The sequence below is a fragment of the Mesobacillus campisalis genome (assembly GCF_000986785.1).
GTDB classification, from domain to species: domain Bacteria; phylum Bacillota; class Bacilli; order Bacillales; family Cytobacillaceae; genus Mesobacillus_B; species Mesobacillus_B campisalis.
The window spans coordinates 157,886-174,347 of record NZ_LAYY01000005.1 but is presented as its reverse complement, the minus strand read 5'-3'; the positions used below and the strand labels follow the sequence as shown (position 1 = coordinate 174,347).

The window sequence follows — 16,462 nt, the reverse complement described above, 5'->3', positions numbered from 1 at the left end:
GCATTTTTCGTGTAAGCGGTTTCGTTTTAAAAGAGTATTATATCATAGGAAGAAAATGTGGTTCTTCCTATGATATCGAAGACTTTTACACGTGCAATTTGCCCGATGCGATCCGGGAATCCATTATTTCTACTATTCTTTCTGCTACTTCCTGTGTGGAAGCAGTTCCACCCATATCCGGAGTGAGAACCTGACCCTCTGTCAACAGCTCTTCTATTGCGTTCAGCACTTCTTTTCCATAAGATTCATAGCCAAAGAAATCGAGCATTTGACTGGCTGACCAAATGGCCGCAAGCGGATTCGCGATTCCCTTGCCTGCGATATCAGGGGCGGAGCCGTGTATGGGCTCGAACATCGATGGATAGTTCCTTTCAGGATTGATATTTGCCCCGGCTGCAAGCCCAATTCCGCCGGCGATAGCAGCACCCAAGTCTGTTAATATATCTCCAAACAAGTTCGAGGTTACCACCACTTCAAACCTTTTTGGGTCCTTGATCATCAGCATGGCGGCCGCATCGACAAGATAGGAGGATGTTTCCACCTCAGGATATTCGGCACTGACTTCCTCGAAAACCTGATCCCAGAATACCATGGAATAGTTTAGAGCATTGGCTTTCGATATGCTCGTCAGGGACCTTTTCTGATTTTTGGCAGTTTCAAATGCATACCGTATAATCCTTTCGGTTCCTTTCCGCGAGAACACACTGTTTTGCATGACAACTTCGTTTTCCCGTCCTTTAAACAGCCATTCACCGGCTCCAGAATATTCACCCTCACTATTTTCCCTGATAAATAGCATATTGATGTCTTCGCGTTTTACATCCATTAAAGAAGTTTTCGCCCCTTTAAGCAATCGTACAGGCCGAATGTTGACATATTGATCAAACTCTTTTCGGATCCTTAACAGAAGATCCCATAATGAGATATGGTCAGGGACGCCGGGGAACCCGACTGCCCCCAAATAAATCGCATCAAACTCTTTCAGCTGGTCGATGCCATTCTCATCCATCATTTTTCCGTGTTTCGTATAGAACTCACAGCCCCACGGAAAGTAGGTGAATTGAAACTGGAAGGTGGAATCAAGGGCTGCTGCTTTTTTTAACACTTCAATCCCCGCATCAATGACCTCAGGGCCAATTCCATCTCCTGCAATAACAGCAATCTTATATGTTTTCACATAAATCTCCTTTTAAAATTAGTTTTGGTTCCAAACGATTAACTTCATTTCTGTCATTTCCTCAATCGCATATTTGATTCCTTCGCGCCCGGTTCCGCTTTCCTTCACGCCGCCATATGGCATATGGTCGACCCGGTAGGTGGGAACGTCATTTATGATGACACCGCCCACGTGCAATTCCCGCGCGGCGTACAGGGCATGTCTCACATTATTTGTGTAGATTCCAGCCTGGAGGCCGAAACGGGAATCATTCACTTGTTTCACCGCCTCTTCCATGGCATTGAACTTGTTTACCACCACAACAGGGGCAAAGGCTTCCTGGCGGCAAACGCTCAAGTCAGGTTCAGCATTGGTAATGATCGTAGGCTCAAGAACACCGTTCCGGATTTTCCCGCCAGTCGCAATGTCGGCATTGCGGCTGTTGGTTTCCTCAATCCAGCCCATCACCCGGTCAGCTTCTCCCTTTGAAATCATGGATGATATATACGTATCGGGATTGAGCGGGTCACCGACCTTCAACTGTTTTGCCGCTTCGGTGAATTTCTTTGTAAAATCCTCATAAATCTCTTCATGCGCGTAAATTCTCTGAAGCGAGATGCAAACCTGGCCCTGGTTGGAAAAGGCCCCCATGATACAGCGGTCAATGATTGAATCGACATCGGCATCTTTATCAATAATCAGGGCGGAGTTGGAGCCAAGTTCTAAAGTCGTTTTCTTTAATCCTGCCCGGTTGCGGATGCCAATCCCTACCTCGGGACTGCCTGTAAAGGTGATCATGCTTACCCGGTCATTGCGGACCAGTTCTTCTCCCACTATGCTTCCCGGTCCTGTCACGACATTCAAGGCACCCGGCGGAAGGCCCGCCTCTTCGAAAAGTTCAGCGATAAACAATGCCGAAAGCGGTGTTTGCGATGCTGGCTTTAAGACAATGGTGTTCCCTGCCGCCACGGCTGGCCCTACCTTATGGGCAACCAGATTCATTGGGAAATTAAAAGGGGTGATGGCTCCGATGACACCGATTGGCTCTCTTAAGGTGTAGCCAACCCGGCCAATACCGCCTGACGCCGCATCAAACGGGATTGTCTCCCCATGAATGCGCTTCGCTTCCTCTGCCGCGAATTTATAGGTTTCAATCGTTCTTGAAACTTCTGCTTTTGAGAACATGATGGGTTTTGCGGACTCGCGCGTAATGATTTCGGCAGCTTGATCCGCTTTTTCCGTTAAAAGCGAAACGACTTTTTCAAGTATTTCTGCTCTCCTAAACGCCGGCATCTTTGCCATCACGCTGCGTGCTTGATAGGCAGCATCAATGGCCCTTTGAGTCTGGGCTTTATCCGCCATGGCGATCTGGGCAATTTCTTCTCCTGAATAAGGGGAGTATAACGGCGCGTAGTTATCGGTTTTGATTTTTTCCCCATCAATGACCAGGTACTTCCTCACAGATTGAACTTCAGTTTGATTATTCATTTAGGGCCTCCAATACCATTTCATGAAATTGAACAATCGCTTTTTCCGAGGATGAATATCGGCCTTTATTGAATGCACGTGAACGGAACCCAATCTGCTCCAATTCCACAAGCTCGATATCCTCCGAGCGAACCTGTTCGGCAAATTCCATTAAGTCTTTTTCCGCCTGGGACAAGTTCTCATCACGGAAATAATAGGTGTAAACAGCCATGGATGTTTCATGATCAATCGGGACGATCTGAATGGAGGCCATGTTGCCCGGACCAGGATAAATCGTTAACATTAAATTCGGCCACAGCCAATAAAATTGCCCTCCCTGCATTTCCGCTTCATTCAAATTTACTGTTCCGTATTTTTTGTCCGGTTTGACAACCGTGCCTTGAATCGAATAATTTTCACAAGTAATGATTTGATAATCATTCATGTCAAGTGCTGCGACGAAGCTTGGATGAGCCACATGACAATGGTCACATTCCAAATAGTTATCCATGAACGCCTTCCAGTTGGCCTTGAAGGTACGAGTTTTCTGATGGGTTCTTTTTAGTTCACTTAAGAAAGGATTCTTTCCCAGCCGCTCGAAGAAATCGCCATAGGATTCACTTAAAGGCTTGGCATCATCATCCAGGTTCACGAAAATAAGCGACTCCAAAATTTCCATCCTGACAGAACGCAGACAGGCATCCTTCACGCAGTTTTCATCTTCACCGCGGAAGTTAGGTGCTTTATTCAGCTGCCCATCAAGCTTGAATGTCCAGCCATGATAGGAACACTGGAGGATTTTCTTATTGCCGGCACTGTTTTTTTCAAGCTTTGTCGCCCGGTGAGGACAGACATTATAAAAGGCACGTACCACTTCATCTTTGCCGCGGTTCACAATAATCGGCTCTCCTGCCACCTCTGCAGTAAAGAAATCTCCGACTTTCTCCACCTGGCTGACATGGCCGACAAGCTGCCATGATTTTGCAAAGACCATTTCCATCTCTTTTTCCAACACTTTGGGATCTGTGTATTTGTCATAGGTTAACGTTCTTTCAAATGTACGATTCGTTGCGTTTTGCACTTTATTATAAGTCATCTCAGTTTCCTCCTTGGTATCCCGTTCATTTTTTTGAATTTTCCTAGTCACTTTATCTGTTAGGTGGCAGAGGTTGCCTTTTCCTTCTCGCCCATAATACTGGTACTGTGAAGCGGCTGTACTTTTGAACCTGGGTGAATGTATGCCTTGGCATTGCTCACAGCTGTCGGCGCCTCACCAAAACCGCTGGCAATAAGCTTCACTTTCCCGTCATAGGTGCAGATGTCTCCCGCGGCATAAATCCCCTGAATGCTTGTCTCCATTTTGGAGTTGACCAAAATAGAGTTTTTTTCTATTTCCAGGCCCCAATCCTTAATGGGACCGAGTGAAGAGACAAATCCGAAATTAACCAGAACGTGATCGATTTCAATTGCCATCGGCTCCCCGCTCTTAGTGTCTTTTACAATCACTTTCTCGATCTCTTCTTTTCCGGCTAGCTTAACTGGCACATACGGAGTTAAAACTTCTACCTTTGAACTTTCAAGCTGGTTGACACTGTGCTCATGGGCCCTGAATTTCTCCCTTCTATGAATGAGCGTTACTTTTTCCGCAATTGGCTCAAGCATGAGGGCCCAATCAACAGCTGAATCTCCCCCGCCGAAAATGGCCACCCTTTTACCGGCAAACTGGTTTATATCTTGAACAAAATAGTGGAGATTGGCTTTCTCAAACCTTTCTTCACCTTCAATATTTAACTTTCGCGGCTGAAAGGCGCCATTCCCTGCCGTAATAATCACCGCTCTTGCATGATGGGTACCTTTATTGGTGGTGACGGCAAATGTTTGATCATGTTTTCGGACGATAGTTTCAACAGACTCTTCCAGGCAAATTTCCGGTTGAAACTGACCCATTTGTCTAAGCAGATTATCCACTAGCTCCTGGGCCCTGATTTTTGGAAAACCAGCAATGTCATAAATATATTTTTCCGGATACAGTGCTGATAATTGTCCGCCCAACTGCGGAAGGCTTTCAATGATTTTCACTGATGCCTGGCGCATCCCTCCATAAAAAGCAGTAAATAACCCGACCGGGCCTCCCCCGATAATGATGAAATCGGAAAGATTGCGATGCTCCATTACGAAACCTCCTTTTAATTTTCCATACATCCTTTCTAATGCAAGTACTGTGCCAAAAGTGTTAAACCCTTGAAAGTTGGCAAAAAGATTTAAAATTCACTGAAATATCCATCAATTTGAGTTAAAATGGACTCGAATAACTAAGACTTAAAGTCAAAAATGACTCACTATCCTATGTTAGGGGGCTGCACCTGATGATTCCAAATCCCACAGGGAATGTGGAAATGACACTTGAAACTCTATTAAAGATTCTTGACTATTCTTCGGATGAGATTTTTGTTTTAGACGGGGAAGCGCGGATTGTATATGTAAATAAGGTGTGTGAAAGGCATTACGGTCTTAAGCCCAGTGATGTAATCGGCAAATACAACCTGGAGCTCTTTGAAAAAGGATATTGGAAACCCTCGATTGTTCCAGAAGTGTATCGAAGGAAACAGCCTTGCTATATGAAGCAGCAAACATACATCGGTATGGAACTCCTGACAACTGCCATTCCTATATTGAATAATAAGAATGAAATTGAACTTGTTGTGATTACCTCGACCCAAAGCCAAAAAATGAAAGTATTCAATGCAGGAAACGAAAAAAGCGAGTCAAATCTGACTCAGCAGAGTGAGGAAGAAAAAAGTATCGTCACCAACAGCAGCAAAATCAAAAAAATTCTGGAGCTCTGCAAAAAGGTAGCACCTACAGATTCGAATATCCTCATCCTCGGGGAATCCGGTACAGGAAAAGGGGCATTGTCCCAATATATCCACAAAGTCAGCAATCGGCGAAATCGCCCCTTTCTCGCCATCAACTGCGCGGCCATTCCAGAGGAACTATTGGAGTCCGAACTTTTCGGCTATGCAAAAGGCGCCTTTACCGGTGCAAATAAGTCTGGAAAGCAGGGGTTAATTGAAGCGGCAAATGGAGGTACTATATTCCTCGACGAAATCGGGGAAATGCCTCTTTCCATACAGGCAAAACTCCTTCAGCTTATCCAGGAAAAACAGTTCATTCCTGTCGGAAGCAGCGAAGTAAAAAAAGTGGATGTGCGGATCATTGCAGCGACGAATCAAAACCTGGAATCCATGATTAAAAACAAAGCATTCAGAGAGGATTTATTTTATCGTTTAAATGTGATTGATATCCTCCTGCCGCCTCTGCGCGAAAGAAGAGAAGACATCGTCCCTCTGACCTACAATTTTTTGAATAAATTCAACCAAAAATACAATGAAAACAAAGTCATTTCCGAGGAATGCCTGTACTTGCTCACACACTATTCCTGGCCTGGTAATGTACGCCAGCTTGAAAACTTAATTGAAAGATTAGTCATCATTAGCAATTCGATGATTGACGTGCATGATTTACCAGATGTAATCACGGAAAAAATCGGGGATGCTCCCCCAGTATCCTTTCCAAAAACACTCGACGAGGCTCTCGATCAAACCAAAAGAACGTTAGTAAAGAGATCCTATGAAAAGAATCAATCATCCCGAAAAGTGGCAACGGACCTTGGTATAAGCCAAACGAAAGCAGCCAGGTTAATTAGGCAATATTGTGCAGAGATGACTAAAGGACAATAGTAAATTTCACTTGTAAAGACAAAAAAGAAGGCACTATCCTCTAAAAGGATGTGCCTTCCAATCATACTATAATAGTGAGGCAAGAGAACCGTCCTCTTGCATCAGTGGACCAAGAGAACCCCTTGTATCAACCTGCTTCCGAAACGACCTCTTTCCTTCGTTTCTCTACGGTTCTAGGTTGTTTCACTGGAATCTGGCCAAGTCCGAGCTCTTTTGCTTCTTGGTTCAATGCTTTTACCAAGCTTGTGACCATTAACACCATGACAGCTGAGAATGGCAGAGCGGCAATGATCATGGTGTTTTGCAGGGCTTGCAGGCCTCCGGAATAAATAAGGGCAAGCGCGCTTGTTGATAGAAGGACTCCCCAAGTCACTTTAATCGGTACACTTGGGTTTAGCGATCCATTCGTTGTCATCATTCCCAGAACAAAGGTGCCGGAGTCAGCGGATGTGACAAGGAACGTAATTATGATCACCACGGCTAGCAAGGAAAGAGCCATGCTGCCTGGGAAGCCTTGCAGCACGCCGAACAGAGATTCCTCGGTCGCTAATGAAGAAACTGAAAGCAGCCCTGTAGCTTCCGTGAAAATGGCTGTACCTCCAAAGGTGGTAAACCAGAGGAATCCGATTAGGGACGGAATCATCAGGACATAGACAACGAACTCACGAATCGTCCGTCCCTTTGAAACTCTCGCAATAAACACACCGACAAATGGAGACCAGGCAATCCACCATGCCCAATAAAAGATCGTCCAGCCATTGATCCAGCTGCGACCCTCTTCATTCATGGGCGAAATCCGCAAGCTCATGTTCATGAAGTTCTGCACATAAGCACCCAAAGTATCGGTAAACAAGTTAAGGATAAAAAGAGTCGGCCCCAATACCAGGACAATCACGAAGAGGACAGCCGTAAGCCCCATATTCAAGTTGCTGAGAATCTTAATCCCTTTACTCAAGCCTGTTAAAGCCGAAATCATGAATAAGACGGTCACAACGACCATAATGATTGTTTGGTTTGTCATGGAACTTGGAATATCAAAAAGATAGGACATTCCACCGTTGATTTGCATGACGCCAAAGCCCAGCGAGGTAGCGACCCCCAAAACCGTCGCAACGACCGCCGTGACGTCGATCGCCTTCCCTACCGCTCCATCCGCATGTTTTCCGATCAGCGGCCGCAGTGTCCGGCTAATCAGGCTCTTTTCCCCTTTTCTAAAAGTGAAATAAGCCAGAGCCAGCGCAATCGAACCATAGATGGCCCATGCATGGATTCCGTAATGGAAGAACGTGAATCTCATCGCATCCTTAATCCCCTGGTCCGTCCCCTCCGTGCCTGTAGGAGAACTAATCATGTAATGGCTGATCGGTTCAGCTGTTCCATAAAACAACAGCCCAACGCCAATACCCGCACTAAAAAGCATTGCAAGCCAAGTTGGACGTGAAAACTCAGGCTTATCCTCCGGTTTCCCGAGCTTAATCCGGCCAACTGGACTAGCTAATAAATAGAAGCACACACCCACCAATAACGTAACAAGCAGAAGGTAGTACCACCCAAAAGTATCCGTAATCACACCTTGAGCACTGCTAGTAACCTGTTCCAAGGTTGCGGGCATCGCAATCCCCATTAAAACAAGACCAGCTACAATGGCTAATGATACATAAAAAACTGTCGTAGCATTTTTCATATTAAATTATAACTCCCATCTTTGATAGATTCGCAGAGGGTTTTACTTCGAGTGGTGAACATATGAAATGCAAAACCACATCATTAAAGTATTTTTTGTATGAAGTAAGATGAAACGTAACCCTAAAAAATTGCGTTCATTCATTTACTCTTAAACAAGACATTCTACATAACCTAATTGAAATAAACTTTTTTTATATTGGATATTGAAAACGTTGAAAGGATTTGTTTGGGTCCATTACAGGTGTTTTCGGGGAATGTAAGTAGTATAACAAAACAACCTAAATCAATGCACATGCGAAAAAACGGCATATTTCGGCCTGAAACCGAACCTTCACCCCTGAGCACGATTCTCCCAGACCTATTCATAAAATAACTCCAACATCCTCCCAATACCGCCAATTTACTTTTAACAATTAGGTTGTTGCTTTTGGTTGGTGCATGACATTGGTTCTGTTGTCTCCATTTTGCGTGAGGCAGGGGACGGTTCTGCTGCCTCACTTTTCACCCGTTTGCTATATTTGGGATGGAAAAAGACTTTGAGTTTAGGACCTCACAGACCGTCCTTACTTTCTTGACCTACAAGCAAAAAAGCACGAGAACGGTCCTCGTGCTTGACAATACTCCCAGCAATTCGACAGCAGGCCATGCTCTGCCTAGGGCGCGGAATAACCCAGGAATCCTCGTTTCAAAAATTAACTTCAATCGCACCCTTCTTTAAGGTTGATCTACCAAGGCAACTTTAATCAAACGTTTGATTAGTAGGACATAATTACGCTGTTTTAGCGGGATTCCATTTTTCGACGTGAATTTTAAAAATGATACGCATATGCGTTCCACTTTGGGATTCCAACTGTATAGGAGTGGCCGTCATTAAATCGGAGTTAGAGAGATAGGCGGACAAATTCCGCTTATTTTAGGAAATACCACCATTTCCCGCAATATAAGGGTAATTTTTCCGCTTATCTTCATCTAATCGCGGAATTTAGTCCTATTTTGAGCAGTTAACCGGAATAAATCCCCTTATTTCAGCTTCTTAAGCCCCTCCTATATGCATTAACCGGAATTTCTCCGCCTATTGCCTAGAGCAAAGGGACGGTTCTCCTGCCTCACTGGAGAATCAGGAATCACTTTTCGACCAAGGTTTTTTAAAATGAACTAGCGCCCCCGTAACAAATAGTCTTAGAGCTAATGGAACTTAGCAAAAAAAGCAAGGGCCTTTTACCGGCACTTGCTTTTTGTAGGTATCACACCTGGCGACCTGCATCCATCTTTTAATTGGCCAACGGGTTTGACATAATAGTGCATTCCAAAGTTTGCATTTACGCCACCAATACCTCTGCTTTCTGTTTCCGGCGGTAAACGATTTTAGATAAGAAAACACTGCACTCATACAATAACAGTAGTGGAATCACAACTAAGATGTCTGATAGCAAGTCTGGCGGCGTAATCAGCACGGCTGTCACGATCAGCACAAAATAAGAATACTTCCTGATCTTTTGCAATCGGTAAGGATTTAACACACCCAGGCTTGTTAAAAACATGATAATGACAGGAAGTTCGAATAGGAAGCCAAAAGGCAGGATCATATGAATTAAAAATTGGAAGTACTTCTCCGTCGTGAAAAACTCCATGAACATGTCTTCTGACAGCGATAGCAAAAATTGAAACACTAACGGGAAAATGACGAAATAACCAAAACAAATACCCACGATAAAAAGCAAAAATAGTGCCGGGATATAAGCCAATGTTACCTTTTTCTCTTTTTCCGATAAAGCGGGCCGTACGAACAGCCAAATCTGATAGGCAGCAATTGGGATCGTCCCTGCCAATGCGATCACAGCGGCAAGCATGAAATAAACCCATAAAATATCACTTGGGCCGAGAACGGCCAGCTTTATCGATAAATCCTGGACTAACCATTGATAAATATCCTTTACATAGATAAAAGCCATAATGACTAAAAGCATAAAGCTTCCAGCGATGATGATCAGCCGTTTGCGCAATTCACTTAAATGGTCCACAAGATTCATCTCTTGTTCACTCATTCTATCACCTCTAAAAAAAGAAGATGAAAGCATGGAATTCACCTACATCTTCTAAAATCACTTATTTATTTAACCTGCTTTAGGTGGGCCTCGTCTTTGTCTTTAGTTGGCTCATCATCCGACATCAAATCGCGTGTCGATTTTTTAAACTCTTTTATAGTCGATCCAAATGCACGGCCAATTTCAGGCAGCTTGGATGGGCCAAAGATAATCAATGCAATGACAAGGACAAGAATTAATCCAGGTATCCCTATATTCTGCAACATGTACATAACCTCCATTGTGTAGAACGCTGTTTTTCACTGTATGAATTTCACCTGCGGCAATTATCTGGAATGGAAAAAAAGATGTAAACCATGCAAAGCTTTCAGCTTACATCTTTTTTTAAGCTATTCTTTAAAACAATTAACTCATTTTAATTCCGTGGCGCTCAAATGCTGCTGCTTCAAGAACGGACATGCCTTGCGCCTCCGCAGCCTTAGCCATTTCTTTCGAAACGTTCGGTGCAAGATTCGCAGGAGCAGCGAAGGACATTTCCCTTGCGCGCGCAGTGTTTCGGCGCTGGAATGGTCCCCAGATCGCAAAAGTTTTGCCTGGGCTTTGAATATTGATAAAAAGAGTGTTTCCATCTGGCGAGAAGGTCGGGCCTGCCAATTCGGAATTGCTCAAACGGTTGGCGGCAAAAGGATACACCTTGCCTTCCGGCGTAATTCCCATCAAGCGGTCCTGGCCTGCACCATCTTCCGCATACCAAAGGTCGCCCCAAGGAGTACAGCAGATGTTATCCGGATACTCCATTTCGCGTGCATCATTTCCTTCATAGAAAAGCTCCAGCGTATTTGTGTGCGGAATATAACGGTAAATGCGTCCAAGCTTTTTATCACCTGCAGAAGTGTCATCGAACCAGAAAACACCTTCCTGGAAGAAGGCTCCCTCAAGCCTTGAGAACTGGATGCAGTTTTGCGCAGCAGCATCCTCGCGGCAAAGATGTGGATCCAGTTCCTTCCAGACAATCTTGAAGGTTTGTCCTGTTTTAAACGTGCTTGCCGATGGATCCGTTACAGCCTCAATTGCCGCAGCATAAAGCTTGCCGCCTTTTTGCAGCGAACCTGGCTGTTGGCTTGTATCATTTGGAATGAAACGGTAAAAATAGCTTGGGCTCGCATCTTCAGTCAGGTAGACATATCCTGTCGCCGGGTCAATGGCACAAGCCTCATGGGAGAAACGCCCCATTTCCTTGATTGGAGTCCTGGACAATTCGTTTTCCGGCTGCTGTGGATCCACTTCGAACACATATCCGTGTGTTTCGGAACGTGTTTCTTCACAAGTCAGCCATGTACCCCAAGGTGTTGCTCCACCAGCGCAATTGCGGATGGTACCTGAAGAGGTGACATATTCTTTCAGCACTTCACGATTTGCCCCTACAACCAGGGCAGTTGTTCCACCTTGGGCAGCTGCATCATAAGGACTGCTTCCAAATGCCGGGCCTGCTCCTAATTCATGGTTACGCACAAGAACGGTTGTATTGTCTGGACCTTCAAAAGCGGCCATCCCATCAAATGCTCCAGGGATTTTGCTTCCGTTGGTCATAAGGTCGCCTTCTTTGGAAATGATCTTGTAATGGAAGCCTTTTGGAAGATCAAGGATACCATTTGGATCCGGAACCAGAGGGCCATACCCGCCAAATCCGCTCGTTGGATTATCAGGAGCATCCGCAAGCGCCTTCGAACCAAGACCCATTACCCCAGTCGAACCAAGAGTAAGAGCAAGCGCACCCATTCCCCCCGCTTTCAAGAAATCCCTTCTGTTCAAGCCATTATCCTTCTTTTGACCAGTCATTCCTCATCTCTCCCATCTATGTATTTCTAAATCCAGTACTAGATTAAAGGGAAAATATTAAGGAATAACCTGAATTTCATTAAGATTCAGTTTAGAATTGTTAAAGCATGGGGACGGTTCTGCTGCTTCAGTTTTGGGTTGCAAGTCTTCCATTCGTTACTGCGCTTATGAAAATAAACGGAGAAATTCCGATTACACTGGGAAATACCAACGTTTCCCGCGATTTAAGGGGAGTTTTTCCGCTTATCTTCATCAAATCCCTACTTTTCGTCCTAAAAAAAGCAGATAATCGGAAAATATCCGCTTATTTCGGTCTTTTAGACCCCTGCAAATTGCCTTAACCGGAATTTCTCCGCTTATGTATCCCTTGCCTTTACAAGGAATCAACAATTAATAAAACAGGGCTGCCCAAAAACTCAGCTTTCACTGACTTTTTGGGCAGCCCCTTCTTTTACATTCATCTTCAATCAGCTTGTCTGCCTATGACAGCTTCCACTTCCGCTTTGGCCGGCAGAGCGGAGATAGCGCCCTTTCCAGTTGTCGTCAGCGCTCCGCTCGCGTTGGCGAATTGGAGGATGCGGCCATGGTTGGCTCGCAGAACTTTTTCAACATTGGCCGGATTGGCTCCGAGTTCAAGCAGCTGGTACAAGAATCCGCCGATGAAGGCGTCGCCGGCTCCGGTTGTGTCGACCGCTTCAACGGAGTATCCGCGTGATACAAACTTTTCTTCTTTTAAGAACAAATCCGCACCAGCAGCTCCTTTTGTATACACAACTGCCTTTACGTTTCCAGTGAACAACGATTGGATCGCCTCTGCCTCACCTTTGATTCCGGTTATAAACTCAAGCTCTTCGTCTGAAACTTTGACTATGTCAGCAGACGGCAAGAATTCGAGAATTGCACGGCGGCAGTCTTCCGCCTCTTTCCAAAGCGGCAGCCTTACGTTCGGGTCAAATGAAACCAGTCCACCCGCTGCCGTTACTGCTTCGATGGCTTTCCTGTGCGCCTGCTTCATCGGGCTCTCAACAAGATCGACCGAGCAAAAATGGAGGATGTCTCCCGCTTGGAACCACGCCGGATCAACTTCCCTCTCGCTTAACAGCAAATCGGCGGAAGGATTACGGTAAAACGAGAAATCACGTTCCCCGTTTTCTTTTAACGAGACAAAGGCCAAAGCGGTATTCGCTTCGTCTGTCCGGTACACTTTATCCGTCTCCACTCCAGCTTCAACAAGCTTTTCGACCAGAAAGTCGCCAAACGCATCTTTCCCCAGCTTCGAAATCATCGCCGATTTCTGCCCGTATTTGGCAACAGCTGCCGCCACATTGGCCGGTGCCCCTCCTGGCGCCCGCTCAAAAGAGACCACATCCTTCAAGGCCACTCCCTTTTGAAGAGGAATAAAATCAATCAACACTTCACCTATTGAAAAAAGCTTTCCCATTGTGTCACCTCTTAAAGATTATCTGAGATTCCATTTAACGGCCTTGACATTTGTTCCGCCGCCATGGGCAAATACACGTATCCCAGTACTATTTTTACCAGGGAAAATCCTTCCGGTAAAGACTTCTTCGCCATTGTTGACAAATACTTCAAGTGATGAGACATCCACAAAAACCCGGAACGAAATCGTATCAGCGTCCAGCGCACATTTCCGGACTGTGCCAAACTCCTCAGCGAATGTTGCCCCTGAATGAGTACGGTCGAATACAACCTTCTTCGAGACAGCATCGTATTTAATCAGAGTTTTTTCATTTTCTCCCACGCGAAGTTCCAGTCCAAATTCCTCCGCTATACTTCCGGAAAATTCAGCGAGAAGCTCATACACTTCTCCCTCAAACCCATCTAAGCCAATACTCTCATTCTCGACTCTCTGGTTTGCTTCTGCCTTATCTCCTCGCAAAGACTCCAGCTCGGCAACCGGCTGCTGCAGCAGCTTCCCTTCTTTAACCGACAGCTCACGCGGCAAGGTCAAACAATGGGCCCAGCCATTTTTATCGGTAGGATAGTCGATTTCCGGCAGTCCCATCCAGCCGACCAGAATCCGCCGTCCATGAGGATCTACCGTCGTTTGCGGCGCGTAAAAATCAAACCCGCGGTCCAGTTCCTGAAAAGGGCCGTGCTTAAGCTCCACTTTCTCCAAATCTAGCGGACTTCCAATCACATAACCACTCTGATAAATATTCTGAAAGGAATCTCCCTTTGCTTCCAAGCCTTGCGGGGAGAACAGGAATACACCTTGTCCTTCCAGCTCGAAATAATCCGGGCACTCCCACATATAACCAAAGCTTTCACCAAGCCCGGTCTTCACTTCACCAGCAAACTGCCAATCTTTCAAATCACCTGACCGATACAAAACCACAGCCCCTGTCTCATTTTCACGCTGGGCGCCAATCACCGCGTAAAATTGGTCAGCTTCTTTCCAAACCTTTGGATCGCGAAAATGGTCTGTATAGCCAGCTGGAACATCACCAATGGCCGGAGCATCCATTTTCACCACGCTTCCATCCTGACTCATCTCCGCGAGACATTGATAAGGATGGCGGATCCAGTTGTCATCACGCGTATTCCCTGTGTACATCAGGTAAAGCTTGCCTTCATGTTCAATGCTGCTGCCGGAATAGGCCCCATGGCTATCATAGTCATTCGACGGCTTGATGGCCATCCCGACATTATCCCAATGAACAAGGTCCTTTGATTTCGTATGGTACCAATGCTTCAGTCCATGAACCGGCCCAAGCGGAAACCATTGATAGAACAGATGGTATTCCCCGTTGTAATAACTAAAGCCATTCGGGTCGTTCAGCAGCCCTGTCGGCGGCTGAATATGAAAAGACTGCCGCCACGGACAATCATTAACCAGTTTGGCCAACCCTTTAAGCTCTTCCTCTGTCACGTCATCCATGCTTCTGTACCGCTGCTCTTTTGTCCATTCCATGCTGTTCCACTCCTAATACAGAAAGGAGAATCACAGGATTCTCCTTTTCATTTTTTATAAGGCAAGAATTTAAGCCGCTGCTGCTTTGTCAGACTGCTTGATGGTTTTTTTTTCGTCTCTTTTTGCTAAAACAATCGTCACGGCAAAGGCGACGGCGAACGCGATGGCCATGCCGATGATGTAGGAAACAATGACATCCGGGCGAATCGAGATGATTCCTGGAAGCCCGGCTGCTCCAAGTGCAGTGGCTTTTACCTTGAACAATGTCGCAAAGCCTGAGCCGACCGCCGAACCAACAATGGCTCCAATAAATGGATAGCGCAGTTTCAGGTTAATCCCAAACATCGCTGGTTCGGTAATTCCGAGCAAGGCGGAAATTCCGGCTGCCGAAGCCGTTCCTTTGATTTTCGCGTTTTTCGTTGTTTTTAAGACAGCAAGGGTTGCTGCTCCCTGTGCGATGTTGGACATTGCCGCGATGACGAAGATAAATGATCCGCCCGTCTTCACAAGGTCGGCAAGCAATTGTGTTTCAACCGCGATAAAGCTATGGTGCATCCCTGTAATAACAATTGGTGCATAAAGCAGTCCGAAGATGATACCGCCAATCACACCGGTTGTGTCGTACATCCAGACAATTCCATCTGTTAACAGATTCCCAGCGGAACGTGTCAGCGGACCTACGAATGTGAACGTTAATACACCTGTAATAAAGATGGAGAATAGCGGCGTTAAAAGGTTATCCAGGGCAGAAGGAACGACTTTTCTTAAAGCAGTTTCAATCTTTGCCAGAATATAAGATGCGGCAAGAACAGGAAGGACGGATCCCTGGTAGCCAACCTTTTCAATTTCCATACCCAATATATTCCACACCGGCACTTCATTATTCAGCAGCGCCGCCCCGTATCCGTAGCCGTTCAGCAGGTCCGGGTGAACCATCAGCATTCCAAGCGTGGCGCCAAGGAAAGGATTCCCGCCAAACCGCTTTGTGGCTGAGAAACCTATTAAAATAGGTAAAAAGACAAAGGCTGCGTTTGCAAATGTATTAATCAGTGCCGCAAGATCGGCCATTTCAGGATTTGCATCCACCAAGGATTTTCCCTCAATGAACAGGTCCGGGGCTGTGAGAATATTGTTGATTCCCATCAGCAAGCCGCCAGCTACGATTGCGGGGATGATTGGAACAAAGATGTCAGACAGCGTTTTGACAAATTGCTGAATTGGATTCAGTTTCTTCGTTGCCGCGTCCTTTACATCGCTTGTGGACATTTCACTTTGGCCAGTCAGCTCCGCCAAGTGCTTATACACAACGTTGACTGTTCCGGAGCCTAAAATAATCTGAAATTGTCCTCCAGTTGAAAAGGTCCCTTTCACGACATCCATGTTATCCAGCGCTGTCTGGTCAACATTGGATTCATCATTCAATACAAGACGAAGCCGTGTAGCACAGTGAGCAGCTGCCGAGACATTTTCCTGGCCTCCAATGGCGTCAAGAATTTCCTGTGCGATTTGTTTATGATCCATTTTAATCCCTCGCTTTTTATTGTTTTGGGAACCGGTTCCAATCTAAAGTAAAAATAAAGGCCCGCGTTTCGGA

Annotated in this window: 12 protein-coding genes; 1 reads left to right on the top strand and 11 read right to left on the bottom strand. The window is 45.7% G+C overall.

Features of this window, described 5'->3' with window-relative positions; translation table 11 throughout:
• Nucleotides 1-85 precede the first annotated feature (85 nt).
• From WQ57_RS06320 to WQ57_RS06305, 4 genes are read right to left on the bottom strand one after another with little or no spacing between them, the layout of a single operon-like run.
• The gene (locus WQ57_RS06320) at nt 86-1,177 is read right to left on the bottom strand and encodes a tartrate dehydrogenase (protein WP_046522891.1); all 1,092 of its coding nucleotides are present in this window, start codon (nt 1,175-1,177) and stop codon (nt 86-88) included.
• 18 nt (nt 1,178-1,195) lie between these two features.
• Nucleotides 1,196-2,644: an aldehyde dehydrogenase family protein gene (locus tag WQ57_RS06315; protein WP_046522890.1), complete on the bottom strand. Its 1,449-nt coding sequence runs from the start codon at nt 2,642-2,644 to the stop codon at nt 1,196-1,198.
• Nucleotides 2,637-3,719, bottom strand: coding sequence for an aromatic ring-hydroxylating oxygenase subunit alpha (locus WQ57_RS06310; protein WP_046522889.1), 1,083 nt, complete (start codon nt 3,717-3,719; stop codon nt 2,637-2,639). Before WQ57_RS06310 ends, WQ57_RS06315 begins: the two co-directional genes overlap by 8 nt.
• Nucleotides 3,720-3,778: 59 nt before the next feature.
• Nucleotides 3,779-4,795 (bottom strand): NAD(P)/FAD-dependent oxidoreductase, encoded by a 1,017-nt coding sequence (locus tag WQ57_RS06305; RefSeq protein ID WP_084820187.1) that lies wholly within the window; start codon nt 4,793-4,795, stop codon nt 3,779-3,781.
• 194 nt (nt 4,796-4,989) lie between these two features.
• Here WQ57_RS06305 and WQ57_RS06300 point away from each other — a divergent pair, with 194 nt between their 5' ends.
• On the top strand, nt 4,990-6,363 hold the full coding sequence (locus tag WQ57_RS06300) for a sigma-54 interaction domain-containing protein (protein ID WP_420912381.1): 1,374 nt from the start codon (nt 4,990-4,992) through the stop codon (nt 6,361-6,363).
• A 127-nt stretch (nt 6,364-6,490) separates the two neighbouring features.
• Here the strand turns inward: WQ57_RS06300 and WQ57_RS06295 are convergent, their stop codons facing one another.
• The 7 genes from WQ57_RS06295 to WQ57_RS06260 form a co-directional block, all read right to left on the bottom strand.
• Nucleotides 6,491-8,047: a BCCT family transporter gene (locus tag WQ57_RS06295; protein WP_046522886.1), complete on the bottom strand. Its 1,557-nt coding sequence runs from the start codon at nt 8,045-8,047 to the stop codon at nt 6,491-6,493.
• Between the two features lie 1,321 nt (nt 8,048-9,368).
• Nucleotides 9,369-10,094, bottom strand: a complete 726-nt coding sequence (gene tatC, locus WQ57_RS06290; protein ID WP_046522885.1) for a twin-arginine translocase subunit TatC — start codon at nt 10,092-10,094, stop codon at nt 9,369-9,371.
• A gap of 65 nt (nt 10,095-10,159) precedes the next feature.
• Nucleotides 10,160-10,360 carry a twin-arginine translocase TatA/TatE family subunit gene (locus WQ57_RS06285; RefSeq protein ID WP_046522884.1) on the bottom strand — a complete coding sequence of 67 codons (201 nt, stop codon included), beginning with the start codon at nt 10,358-10,360 and terminating at the stop codon, nt 10,160-10,162.
• Between the two features lie 139 nt (nt 10,361-10,499).
• A complete protein-coding gene (locus WQ57_RS06280) occupies nt 10,500-11,933 on the bottom strand; it encodes an alkaline phosphatase PhoX (RefSeq protein ID WP_046522883.1) in 1,434 nt (477 codons plus the stop codon).
• Nucleotides 11,934-12,396: 463 nt separating this feature from the next.
• Nucleotides 12,397-13,374, bottom strand: coding sequence for a carbohydrate kinase family protein (locus WQ57_RS06270; RefSeq protein WP_046522881.1), 978 nt, complete (start codon nt 13,372-13,374; stop codon nt 12,397-12,399).
• Nucleotides 13,375-13,392: 18 nt separating this feature from the next.
• Nucleotides 13,393-14,868 carry a glycoside hydrolase family 32 protein gene (locus WQ57_RS06265; RefSeq protein WP_046522880.1) on the bottom strand — a complete coding sequence of 492 codons (1,476 nt, stop codon included), beginning with the start codon at nt 14,866-14,868 and terminating at the stop codon, nt 13,393-13,395.
• Between the two features lie 69 nt (nt 14,869-14,937).
• On the bottom strand, nt 14,938-16,389 hold the full coding sequence (locus WQ57_RS06260) for a sucrose-specific PTS transporter subunit IIBC (protein ID WP_046522879.1): 1,452 nt from the start codon (nt 16,387-16,389) through the stop codon (nt 14,938-14,940).
• Nucleotides 16,390-16,462: the final 73 nt, after the last annotated feature.